This is a genomic window from Streptomyces sp. 3N207, from assembly GCF_052246355.1.
In the GTDB taxonomy this organism is placed as follows: Bacteria; Actinomycetota; Actinomycetes; order Streptomycetales; family Streptomycetaceae; genus Streptomyces.
Genome location: NZ_JBQQBV010000002.1, coordinates 56,506 through 70,093, shown reverse-complemented (window position 1 = coordinate 70,093; position 13,588 = coordinate 56,506). Strand labels below are relative to the sequence as shown.

The following is a 13,588-nucleotide window of genomic DNA, read 5'->3' as shown; positions in this document are numbered from 1 at the left end:
CGTCCCAGCCGTCCGGGTTCAGGATGCCCCGGATAGGTTCCGTTGGCGATCTGGCGGAGAGCCTCCCGCACCGCGGCGGCTCCCCGGAAGGTGTCGACGACCGCACCCGCCGGAAGCCGCGTGAGGCCCGGCAGCGGGTTTCCGTTCACGTCGACCAGGCCGAGACGTACGAAGTCGTCGTTCTCTCCTCCGTCGGTGACCGGACGGCGGATCACATGCCCCGGCCGGCGCCCGGCGGAGGCGGGGGCCCCGCTCGGTTCGCGGGTGCGGTAGTGCGGCACCAGCAGCGAGAGGGTGCCCGGCACGGTGTGCGGTGGGGTCCGGTGCGCCGGCTCGATGACGTTCGCGGAACCGGTCTCATCGGCGTCCGTCGGGGCCGCGTTGTCGTCGGCGTCCGTCGGGGCCGCGTGGCCATCGGCGTCCGTCGGGGCCGCGTCGCCGTCGGCGAACCGTACGAGCGGCTCGTCCTCGCTCCCCTCGTACAGATCCAGACCGAGCCTGAGCGGGACCTCGAAGACTTCGCTGCCGTTCTTGGCCGTAATGGCTGCCTGGACGAAGCCGGTCGCCGTTCCGGGAATCGTGGCGCTCTCGTTCTGGCCCGTGCCGGTGTAATCGGGGCCGATGTTCAGGGCCCCGTCGCCCTCCCTCACCGGGATGTTGAAACCGCCGCCGCCTCCGAGAACACCGCCCAGCGCCCCACTGCGCTGCTGCCCGCCACCCGACTCGTTCGCACTGAACCCGATTGTGTGGATATCGGGCACCACACTGGTGTGCTCAGTGGGCCGCGCCGTGTCGCGGGGCCCGGAGAACCGCAACTGCACCCGACGGGTCCCGGTGACGCCGGGCTTCTCGAACCAGTCGGAACGCCCGCCGTCCACCGCCTCCGGCATCGAGAGGGCAAGAGCGAGCCGCGTACGCATCTGTCCCAGCCGCGTCAGGTTCGCCAACTGGGCCAGACGTAGCGACTCGCCCAACCGGAGGCGTAGCGACTCGCCCAACCGGGCCGGGAAAGACGACTCCTGGTGCTCCGTGGGCGGCAGGAAACCCTCCCGCCGCAGCCACCTCTCCGCGCGCTCGAAGAGCTGATCGGCCCCCTCGACCTTGAACGGGATCTCGGAGTAGCCGATGCTCTCCAGGTTCTCCAGGTGCTCCGGCAGCTCCCGGACCTCTCCGGGGCCCGGCCGGTGTCCTTGCACGGTCTTCCGCTGGGGCAGCAGCAGCCGCAGACCGTCGTCCCATGGCCCGAACGACCCAGTGACCTTGCCACCCCGCGCACGGTGCAGCGTCACCTCATATGTGACCCGGCCAGGAGTGAGCAGAGTGCTCTTCGTGGTGTAGACGCCATGCGTCATCATCGCGGTGTTCCCACCGGTCAGCGCCTCGTTCACCTGCCAGTTGACGCCCGCCTTGCCGAACAGGTTTCCGCCGAACGATGCCCAGCCGCGGGGATGTTCCGGCGCGTGGTCGGTGGTGAACGTGGGTCCGCCGGTGCCCTGGATTCCGATCCCGCTGGTGAGCTTCACCAAGTGGTCCACATTCGCGCCGTGCCAAAGCCACGTCTCAAGGGAGAACTTGTCGTCAGGGCTCTTCACCATCGGCTGCCCCGGCTCGATCCGCGCCTTGAGCTCCAGCACACCGATCGCGATACCGCTCGCGTCCAGCAGGGTGGACGAGAACACACCACCGCTGTTCTGGAGTCGCGAGGTACCGCTGTTCTGGAGTGGCATGGTGGCGTCCAGCGCCCGCTCGGAGAGGAAGTCCTCCAGCGCCTGCACCGAATTCTCGCCCATCCCGGCCAACTCGCCGAATGCCTCGTCCGCGAGCATCTCGGTGAGCAGTCTGCGCGGCTCGCCCACGCTCTCCACGCCGCGCAACGGGATGTCGTCGTCCATGCCCGCCGGCTCGGGCAGATCCGCAGGATCGGTCCCGTCATCGAAGGCACGGTGCTCCGGGATCCACGCGGTGAGCGTGCCGTGCGACTGCTCCGGCTGCCATGTGTCCTCGGTGTCGTCCTCGCGGCGCGCGTCGAGGCGGATCTGCCACTGCCCGTCGAAGTCCACCGGGTGAGCGGGGTCCTTGGCATACGCCTTGCCGGTGACCCTGAGTATCTCGCCGACCTGGACGGACTCGGCGAGCTGGTTGTGCGTCATGGACGGGGAGATGGTGACGTCGCTCCAACGCAGCGCGCCCTTGCCGTAAAACAGATTGATCAGGGTCCAGGGCACGGCACTGTTGCGTACGTTCCCGGAGCCTTCCACGGAGGAGGACGACTGGCTCCCCTCGGATCGGTGCTCCACCTGGACACCGGGCAGCGCCACGGCGTTCTTGCCGTACTTCGACGACTTGCGTCCGTTGGCGTAGACCAGCCGCACGTCGAGCTCACGGTTTCGTCCGCCGTGCTGGACGGTGACCCGGTGGCCCTGGCGGCTGCGCAGGTACGGCCGGTTCGTTTCGATCTCCTCAGCGCTCAGCACCTCGCTGAGCTGCGTGCGCAGGGCGCGGCCGTCGTCGCTGTCCGGGGTGACACCGAGCTCCCCCATGATCTGCCGGTACAGCCCGTCGAGGACCCTGTCCGGGGTCGGCTCGTGCAGAACGAGGCCGACATGCCCGTCGCGCCGGGAGCCGTAGCTGCGCGCGTACTGCGACAGCTCGCCGGACGGGGTACGCGGTGCCTCCCCCGGCGCCTGGGATGCCCCCTGCGTCCCGCTCGGCCCCGCCTCCGCGGTCGCCCCGGACCGGCTCGGTCCCGGCTCCGCGTTCGCCCCGGACTCACCCTGCTCCGTCTCGGGGGCGCGGGAGGCGGAGTCGAACAGCACCAGACCGGAAGCGCCGGCAGGCCCCTGCTCGGGGACCGGGACGGGCACGGTGTGCATGGGGCTCGCCGATGCGTTGGGCGCGCCGGGCTCGATACCGCTGGTGTGGGTCGGCCGCGCGACCGGGGCGGCCCAAACGGTTGCAGAGCCGGAATCCTGTGCCGATGTCACCGCCGGCCCGGGAGGTGTCGGTGCCGGCTGGGACTGCGTGGCCCCCTGACGCTGCTGGGCGCGGCGGTCGATTTCGCCCGGCGTGATCTTCGTGAAGGTTCCAGCGACCGCCCGCTGCCCCGCCTTCTTCTCGGCGGGCAGCACCGCCACGGTGTACTTCCCCGTCCGCGGGTGGACGTACAAGGTCGTCCCAGCGCTGCTGGCCCACCAGTTCTTGGAGGTGTTCCGGACGCCCTCACCGACGGTGCTGCGGTCGATGGGGCGGCGGCCGGTCAGAAGGCCGTACTGAGAGACGGCGATGACCGCGGCGTTCCTGTCCCGTTCGAGCAATTCGGGGTCCCGGTAGGCCAGTTCGCCGAACTCGCTCGGGGGGACCGGCCCGGGCATCCGCACCCCGTCCGCATTGCCACTGAAGAAGTAGACGAACGGCATCTGAGGCTTCATCTCAGTGAACCAGCGCGCCGTCTCGACGTCGACAGGTATGAGTGTGAGGCCGCCGGGCCCCTGCGCATAGCCCAGCAGGAGGATGACAGTCGGGTCGAAATCGCCGGGCCGCAGTGGGGGCTTTACTCCTCCCAGGAAGCGGCCCCAGGAGTTACCCAGAGGGCTGGTCAGGAGGTTGGACGGAGTCATGGCTCCGGCCAGCTCCAGCTGAAATGCCGCAATCTCCGAGAAATTCCTCCAGGACCGGCCGGCGGCCAATGCCTTGCGCCCTACATCCAGGGCTTCCCCGTAGCGCGACTGATCGGGGCCCTTCAGATGCAGCATCTTGCGGGCGAAGTGGGCAGGGTCGCCCGAAGCCTCCATCATTATCCGGGCCTTGACCTCCGCCCACAGCAGTCTGGACCACTCCGCCTCCCCTACCTGGGCGGCGGGATCCAGCCCCAGGACATCCCTGACCAATTTCTCCGGGTCAGGGTGTGCGGCTATCCGGTCAAGGGCCTCGGTCACGCGAGGCATCGCGATCCAGTCGGTCAAAGGGCTCGCCGTCGGATTCGTCTCCTTGCTCGCCGCCTCCGTCGGCTCGGTCAGCTTGTCCGCCGCCTCTTTCAGCAGGAGCACGTAACTGTCACGGCTGAAGTTCGGGGCCTGGCCCTGCGGGAACCGTCCCAGATGGTGCATGTGTGCGAGCTGAACCAACAGGTCCACGGTGAACCGGCGAGCGCCGTTCCGCTTCAGCTTTGGATCTGCCTCGCGCATCCGGTCGAGCACGCCGATGCCTTTCAGCAGCGTGTCGTAGTCGTCCCGCCCCTCGACATCGGGACCCAGGACCCCTCGCTCGCGCAACGCACCTACCAACCGCAGAGTCCGTGCCCGTATCTCGTCCGAAGCAGGTCCGGAGCCTTCGTGCAGCCCGGCGACCCGGGCCGGCGCGTCCAGCCCGGTGCCCTTCGGCAACGGCGGGAACTTTTGAAACCGGACCGGCCGCCCGCTGACGTCGGTATGGAGAACGATGGCCTTGTCGGTGAGAAGGACCTGGTTGGGGGCGGCGTAATGCGTTCGCTCCCGATCGGTGGCAGTGCGCTGGGCGGGGCTCTGGGCGGCAGGATCGAGCGGATCAGGCACGAACGGCAGCGGGCCGGGAGCGCGATGGGACCGCTGTGCGCCACCGATGCCGGGAACCTTCGCCGCATGGCAGGCAATCAGCACATGGGGGTCTTCCGGCGGGCGCCCGTCCAGGCTCGGGCGGTCCCCAAGGGAGTCGGGCAGGCTCTCAGTGCCCTCCTGCTGCCAGTCGGCGTTGACCCACATGAACGCACCCAACTCGGCGTGCTGCGCGCTGAGGTAGGGCTTATCGCCCCAAGGTGCCTCAACGGGATAGAGGGCCGGATTTTTTTCATCCGAGGGGTAGGGACGGGCTACGTAGTACTTGCGAGGCGGGGACTTCACGAGCGTGGCCAGCCGACGCTCAGTCCACCAGGCATCCTCCCCCAAGTAGTCGAGGCGGATGTCCGAAATGTAGGCACCGGGCCTGTGGTCAGGGCCGGGGATGGGGAACGACCTGGCCTTCGGTCCCGCTCCACTGTCGTCGGGGGGGGAGGGCAGGTCTGGGTCATAGCGCAGCCAGTCGCCGCGCGGGCTCTGCTTCACCCACTCCTGGAGCGCGAGCATCTGCGGACCGTCCTTCGACGGACGCACGATCTTCGGGGAGCCAGTGGTGGCCCAGACGGTGAAGCCGAGCCGGACGGCGAGCGTACTAGGTCCCGTCTCGTTCGAGGCGACGCCCTCGGGCATGGGCAGCAGGAAGGGGGTGCCGGGCGGAATCCGGGGCCGCTCGGGGTCGAGGGCCATCAATTCGGCGAACACTCCGGGAGGCGCGAAGTGTATGTAGCCCAGATCGTCCTGTACCGGGATCCCGGACGAAGTGCCCCTTTCCGTCCGCAGCAAATAGGGCTTGGCAGCGTGGCTCTTACTCCACGGAGACGGCTCCACCTCCGTGAAATTGTCCTTCCCATTCTTGTGGTGCTGCAGCACAGTGGTCTTGCTCAGGTCCAGATCGTCGGGGACATCGTCGCTGATGCTCCAGTCCCAGCCCCAGGGACGGCCCTGCGCATCAAGCAGGCGGTACATAGGGTCGAATACGCCCTTCCCGACCAGGAAGCGCGCCGACAGCACCTTCAGGCTCCCTGCGTTGGCCGCCTCCGGTGTCATCATCAACACCGCCAGATCCCGCCGGTGGGCCGGGGTCACCTCCTCCTCCGGATCCAGCATCAGCACCTTCTTGACCAGCGCGTCCAGGTCGAGCAGACCACCGCGCAGTTCCGGGTCAGCCGCACGCAGGTCGTCCAGCCGGCCCAGCGCCGCACGGGCCTCCGGCCACCAGGAGGCGCGGGACTGATCCCCCTCCCCGAACAGCGCCACCAGCACCGACTCGCGGTGCCGTTCCACAGCCTCCTCGGTGAGGGCATCCGGGGCTGCGGAGGGCGCATTCAGAGAAGCGGGCGGACCCGGAAGGGCAGGCGATGCATTCGCAGTGTTGTCGTTCGCATACTCGGAGGCGACGGCGTCGGTGTGGGCCCAGACGATTCCGCCGGCATCGGCGGGATCCGCCGCGAGGTTCCGCGCAGGCGCCCCGCTCTCCCCCTGCACCGGGCTGGTGTGTATGGCGCGTGGGGCGGCGGGTTCCGAGACCGGCTCATCGGGCGGGAGGAGTGGAATGCGTACCGCCTTGGTGGGGGTGTCCTGTCCGGCAGCGGTGAAATACAGGCCCTCGGCGTTAGCGGTGAGCGTGTACGGCTCGGTCCGGAAATACTCCAGCAGCGCTTCCGCGTTCTGCGCCCGGCCGATCCAGCCACTGTCCCCATACATCAGGAACCCGGTCGGCTCATGCAGGAAATCATCCCCCAGCCGCCTCCACCCCTCAGCCTCCAGCACCTCAAGACGCGGCTCTCCACCCGGCACATCCGACGGCACCTCGATCTCGATGCGCCCGCTACTGCTCACCTCATACCGCCACCGCAACGGCTCAGAACCCGAACCCGCACCCCGCCCAGCAACACGCTCGAAGACGAACCACTCCTCCTCCTCAGCGCCCTTGCCCTTCCCCTGCACCGCCCCCTGCACCGGCACCGCCGCGTCTTCGAGACGCACCTCACGCGGCTTGGCCACCACCACCTCACGCCCCAGCAACCACCCCTCCTCCAACGGATCCGCCCCAAGATCCCGCGAACCCCAATTCACAGGCTGCGGGCCCCTGACACCCAGCCCCACAACCGCCTGCCCCCAGACACGCGGACTCACGTACTGCGGGGAGAAGGAGAGGGGAGCGAAGCCGGACAATTCCAGATCCTCCCCCGCTGAACCGGCGGCCGAGAGCAAAAGGAACGACAGCGCCTGCGGCAACGGCGGCTCGGCCCGCCCGCTCTCCACGAACGGCTTCCTGATCAGCTCCCGCAGACGGCCAAAGGTCAGCGGCAACTGGTCCCCCGGGGTCACCTGGGGCCGCATCCGGTCCAGGGCCCAGAACCCGCGCAGCAGCGCAAAGAACAAGTCTGCGTTGTCCTCCACCATCGGCCCGTAGACCAGCCGGATCGCCCGAACCCAGCCCCGCACCTGCTGCCAACGGCCCGGATCCCCCGTCACCCGCTGTGCCATCACGCGCAGCTGCGGCACGGTGGGTTCAGGGCGGAACCCGACCCACCCGTCCGCCTCCTTGACCCACACCCACCTGTCCCACTTGTTGGCCAAAACCTGACCGGCGACCGGGTGCGTCAACGGATCCTCCGCCGGCGGCCCCGCCAGATCGGCGCCCACCACCACCACCGCCTCCCGCGGCAACATGCTCAACCGAGGAGCGGCGTAGTGGATCAAAGCGGCAGCCTCCGCATAGCCGAAGCGGCGGCCCTCCCCGGTCACCTGGCCGAGCTCCGCGCCCACAGCGTCGCCGTCAATTCCCACCAGGAACACCTCGCCGAACGGCAACGCCGCCGCGGCCGACTCCCTCACAGCCAAAAGAGAGTGGGTCTCCTGCCTCCCCTCCCCCACCCCGCCAGGACGGGAGGAGACGCCCACCACCTTCCCCTCCCCGTCGCGGTGCGTGAACGTGTCCACCTCCTCCAGGGGCACCATTCGGCCGTCCAGCGCAATGATTTCCTCGCGCCTCTTCAAATGCACCTGCGTCGTGGTGCCCGCGAACGTCGATACAATCCGCGCCATAACAGCGGCGCTGCCCGCCACCTTCAAGCGGGCCGCATCCAACTCTTTCCGCACGGGGTGCCCGGCCCGGAGGGGGGCGCCGCCCAGTGCGCGACCGGCAACCGCCTCCGCGATGGCCTGCCCAGAAGAGACAGACAGCAGCTTCCGGGCCGGACCGCCGGTCTGCGGCACCCCACCGACAGCCAGCTCCAGGAACGGAGCGACATGCGATGTCACTGGGTCTTGGTCGATGACTGCAACGCGGTGCGCCAATCCTGCATCGGACATCGGGGCCCGGGACTCCTGCGCCCGCTGATAGGCCTCCCCTCCGAACTTCGTCAGCTCGGCGACGGCCTGCCGGATCTGCTGAGGCGCCATCAACGACGCGTTATACCCGAAGTGCCGCAGTCTCACGGGGATCAGAACTTCCGGGCCGCCCACGCTGGTGCCCGGTTCCGGACCATCCTGAATGCCGATGGCCTGACGCTGACTCACCGTCTGCCCCCGGGACGTACGGCCTGTCAGCCCGAAGGTCCAGTGTTCACGAGGGCTCAGCCCGTCGACCGGCACATCCATGAAACCGTCGGGGAGCGGACGCGACCCGAACCGCCGGTGATAATGGTCAAGGACGTCGCGCAACGCACCAGTGAACGTCTGGGTGAGCCACTCGAAACGATCGTTGAAGAACTCGCGGACCCTGGGATACAGGAGCCGCCGAATCTCATCGAGGGCACGCTCGGAGGCCACCGGCAGCAAGCTCTCGGCTCGACCGTCGTAACCGCCAACCCCCCCGGGCCAGATACTGCGCAAATACGACGCGGCGATCTCGATGAACACCTGCCGCGAATAGCCCCGGAGCTCATCGAACTCCGGGATAACGGAAAGGAATGGCACCGCGGCCTCCCCCCGGTCGGCCGCGCTGTTCGGGGCGAACTCCAGAGCGAACTTCCCTGCCACCTGCTGCTCGAAGCGGCGTGCGACATCGGCCAGATACTCGTATTCCTCCCGCACCAGCCAGTCCATGACCAAATCGTGAAGTTTCCGCAGACTGACAGGAGGCACCTGGATGGAGATCCACATATGGGCACGCCCGTCGTAACCTTCGTGCGGGGGTTGGACCAACGACTTCTCGCCGAGAGCGGTGACGCTCCAGCCCTCCAGACCCCCCAGGAGACCCTGAAGGGCCCTCTCGGTGTCGGCGAGCGCCAGCGCCATCCGGGCAACTCGCCATTGCGCCAAGGCCCCTTCCACAGACTGACCCTGCTGCGCCCCCTCACCCGCAGCCAAGCCATCGAGGACGAACCGCCCAACAAAGCCGGTCCCCCCCACCGGCTGGACACCCGCAAGCGCCTGCGGCGCATCCAACAGACGCCCGGTGACAGGATCAACAACGCCCGCCGGCACATCGACGACGAACTTCACACCGGGTCCTTCGGCGAGGACATTCTCCCCCCGCCAGACCCCCTCCACATCGGACTCGAACTCAAGTGGATGGCCGTCCCCGGCCACCAGCGCCAACGCACCGTACTTATGCTCGGTCGCCGCATCCACCATCTCGTGATCGTCGGACGAAGTGGCGGGGCGCTGCCCCGACGGGTCAAGCCGTGCCTGACTTGCCTCATCGGGCCTGACAACCTGCCCCGACGGGTCGATCAACACCACTTGTGCACCCAGGGGCGCCTCCTCCGGCAGACCGGGCAAGACCCGATGCCCCCTGGGAGCGGCGGACACGTTCACCCACACCACACCGCCCTCCACGTGGTACGCGGCCCACGCGAGCTCCAGCCCCTCCCCCTGCCGCTGCGCCCTCACCAACGCCCTCGCACCCAGCCCGGCCCCAGCCACCGCATCGGACACCGCTGCCCACGACCCCACCTGCCGCCAATCAGCCCTCCGCGGCGCCTCCCCCACCGCCCGCTCCAACTCCCCACGACTCAACGGACCGGCGTACCCCTGGAAGACTCCGGTGAGGTACCTGGCCGCATTCCGGACCGCCGCGATGTCCTCAGCCGTCGGGCGATGAAGCCGCTGGGCGAACGGAGCCAGAGAATTCACCTTGGCGATGAGAGTTTCATGATGCCTTCGCATCACCCCAGCGGTGGCAGCCCGTTGGCCGTAATAACGCACTTCCACCACGGCCTTGGCAAAACGGCCCTCCGTGTCGAACCCGTCCAGCACAGTCATGGTCGTGATGTCGTCCATCGCAGTTCGCCGGGGATAATCGACCAGAAGACCGGTGAGAAGGAAATCCCCGACAGTCCGATCACCCTTCGGCGCCAGCCCCAGAGGCAGTACAGCACCCATGCCCGGAATCCTGGAACGGATCTGATTCTCGAAAATACCCAGAAAACCATGCGCATCGGCTCTCAGATATTTCCGCACACCGTCCGGAAGGAAATTGAGCAATTCGTACGGCTCATGCCGCTGCAGGACCGCGGCATAAGCCTTTTGATGATGGTTCCGGCCCTCGTCCGCGTCGTAACTGACCACGCCGTCGACCACCATCGCAGCGACGACGTAGAGCAGGGCAGCATGCGCCCGCAACTCCTGCACCGCCCGGTCCGGAATGGTGAGCAGCGGGTACACAGGCGCAAGATCATCAGGGATACGGTTGAGAGTGCGAGCAGCAAAGTATCGGGCCGCGATGACATCACCGAAGCGCAAGGCATCGGCCAAGTGATCACGGGTCCGATAGCCATGACTCTCATCGAGCCAGGTGTGCTCCCACACATGTTGCAGAAGAGGATGGGTCACACAATAAGCCGCACCAATATTGTGCTGCCCCTGCCCACCAGCAGCACCGACGACCTGCGGACCGATCCTCCAGCCCTCGCCCTCCTCAGTGAGCGTCCACCCGAGATCTTCCCTCAGGACGTCTTCGATCGAAAGGTAAGGGCGACCCCCCGGCACACCGGAAATCCCGCCGAACGCGTGGTCGGTCTTCTCATAGATGGCGAACGCACTATCAAGGTCAGGCCGGTCCTCACCCGGTTCGTTCGCCATTACCGCTGGGATGACCTCGGGAATCGCCATATCCACCGCGGCACCCGTTCCACCCGCAGCCACCGCAGCCTGATATTCCTTGTAAAACGCACCCCCCGGCCCCATGTAGAACTTCTTCACCTCGATGACGACCAAGGCACCGTCCTGCGCCTTCGCGATCGCCAGGCCATTGAAGTCTTGGGGGTCGAGACCCTCGTCATGCGCCATCGGGTAGAGGTATTCCACCTCCAGACTCGAACCCCCACCGCGCAGCCCGGGGATCGGCAAACCAGCGACCAAGTGGGCGATCCCCCACCCCTTCCGGGTCGGGCGCGACCCATGGAAGGACTCAGGCAGTCGTTCGAACTCCCGCGCCACCTCCTCCGCGCTCACCGGCTCGCGACCCAACTCCTTCTGCAACGTACGTTTCACCGCGTCATGAAGGGCGGGATCCCACCCCGGACCACTCCGGTCCTCAAACCGCTCCAGCACCGAGAACTCATCCACAGCGGTAATGGCGTCGGGATCCTCCACCGACGAGACAGACCCCATACCATCGCCGACAGCCCCGCGCTCGGCGCGCTCAGGCTCACCGGACGACGACTCCACCGACGGCAACGGCACATCCACCACCGGCCGCCGCACCCCCGACTCGGTGAGGAACGTACGGTCCGACCGACCCGGAACGGGGATCGCTTCGTCCGGGGCCACCGCGTTCCCACCGGCCCCCCACCGTGCAGGCAGCCCCAGGTCGAGCCGGAGCGTGTCCGCCAGCTCGGCAGCCGACGCAAACGCAGACACCGACACCGCCGTGTCCGACACCGCGCCCTGAGCCAGCAGACGACCGGCGACCTTCCGCACCGCCTCCCGGAAGTCCGCACCGGCATACCGGGAATCAGCAAGCACATCGTGCAGCTCCACCGGCAGCACCAAAGAAACGGCGGCAGCCCACGCCCGGGCGACGTCCGTCTCCATGGCACCGTCGGGCGCCGCACCAACAAACGCCTCACGCGCCGAACCCCACAACCGCCGCGCAACACCGGCCGCCACAGCATGCAGCTCGTCCGGCCAGGCCCCGGACCGCAACATCTTCACTCGCACCTGCTCCAACGGCCCGAGCACACCCATCGGCAGCCGGTCCTCATAGCCCAGCAGCTCACCCTCGGCCCGCTGCCCCTGAGACGGCGTAAAGCCCGCGGCTCGCATCTCCGCAAGGCTTACCGTCTCCTCCGCCGCCGGCTCCGGCAGCACGGCGGGCACATCCTGGACCGTCGCCTCTCCCGCGACCCAACGGCGTTCACCCGCACCCCGAGGAACAACCGGGGCCGACTCCGCACCACCCGGCACCCGGGCCGCAACCAGCTCCCCGACGGTGGCACCCAGACCCCACAGCCGAGCTTCAACCTCCTCCAGCCCAGCCCGCGCCCGACCAACCCCAGCCCAGGCATCCGCCACCACCGGACCCTCACCGCTGTCCCGCTCCACCGACTCAGCCTCGGCGACGGCCTCCCTGAGCGCGGCCAGCGCCCGCACGTGCGCTTCCCACACAGAAGCGAGATCGGGGGCGTCGGGGGACGACGGGTCGAGGACATGCGAGGGCGCCGGTTCTGAGCCGGTCTCGTCCGCTACGGGCACATCCTCGGTGGGAGCGGCGCCGTTCGGTGCGTCCGTACGTGTGCCGGGCGGGAGGAGTGGAAGGTGTACCGCCTTGGCAGAGGTGTCCTGTCCGGCAGGTGCGAAATACAGGCCCTTGTCGTTCGCGGTCAGGGTGTACGCCTCGGGGCCGAAGACTTCCAGCAGCGCTTCCGCGTTCTGCGCCCGGCCGATCCAGCCACTGTCCCCATACAACACCAACCCGGTCGGCTGGTGCAGGAACCCGCCCCCCAACCGCCTCCACCCGTCAGCCTCCAGCACCTCAAAACGCGGCTCTCCGCCCGGCTCATCCGCCGGGAGTTCGATCGCGATGCGCCCCGCATCACTCACCTCATACCGCCACCGGAACGGCTCAGAACGCGAATCCGCACCCCGCCCCGCAACACGCTCGAAGGAGAACCACTGCTCCTCAGCGCCCTTCCCCTTCCCCACCTCGGGAACGTCCTTACCAGGCACCTCTTTAAGCTTCGCCTCAAGCTTCTCCACCACCACCTCACGCCCCAGCGCCCACCCCGCCTCCAGCGGATCCACCCCGGTATCCCGCGAACCACCCCGAGCACCACCTGTCTGGCCCGATTCCCGGCCGAGGGCGACCAGGTCCGGAAGGCTGTTGATGTTCCGTCCCGCAGCGAGCGCCTGTGCCCACATGAGCTGGACCGACCAGCGCTTCCCGGTGTCCCAGGGGGTCGTCTCAGGCAGGTGCAGCGCCGCGCGGCCCCACCTGGCGAACTCCTCCTCGGACAGCCCGTTCATCCGCGCCCCGGCATAGGTGAGGGACCACAGGGCACGCGTGAGATCCCACTGGCGTGCTGAGGCACCCTTCGGCAGCTGCAGTACGTACTCCGCCACCCCGTCCAAGGTGAGGTACCGGGCAGCGCTGAACAGCTCTTGGGCCCTCCCCTGTGCGCGCAGGATGCCAAGGAGATGCGCCTTCGGGTCCCTTTCGAACCACGTCAACGCGTCATCCAGGACCGCCTGATGCGCATCCTCCCTCGACTTGCCCATGCGGATGTGGTCACGCGCGAGGAGATGCCACAGGTCGAGGCGGAAGGAAGTGAATTGGGTCAACCTTGGGTCATTGTCATGAATCATGCCCAGCGCGGTGATGCCCCGCATCCTGTGCGAGAGCGTCTCCTGGTTTTCCTCGACCGCGTCACCGAAGACCTCCCGCAGCATCCGCATCAGAGTCGGGTTTCGCCACTCCGTCGACTTCCACCGTCCGGGGTCACCGGTGTCCGGTTCGGGCAGCAGGCTGATGCGCGGCCGGGACGAACCATCGCCCGGGTCCACATCGATACCGCCGGTGTAACTGTGGACGTCCCGTCCGTTGCGGT

General features: G+C 67.9%; 1 protein-coding gene (cut by both window edges). It reads right to left on the bottom strand.

This entire window lies inside a single protein-coding gene on the bottom strand: locus ACTWP9_RS03380, encoding a lonely Cys domain-containing protein. The 75,168-nt coding sequence extends 47,281 nt beyond the window's left edge and 14,299 nt beyond its right edge, so the window shows coding positions 14,300–27,887 — codons 4,767 (partial) to 9,296 (partial); the first complete codon in reading order (the gene reads right to left) occupies positions 13,584–13,586. The start codon and the stop codon both lie outside this window.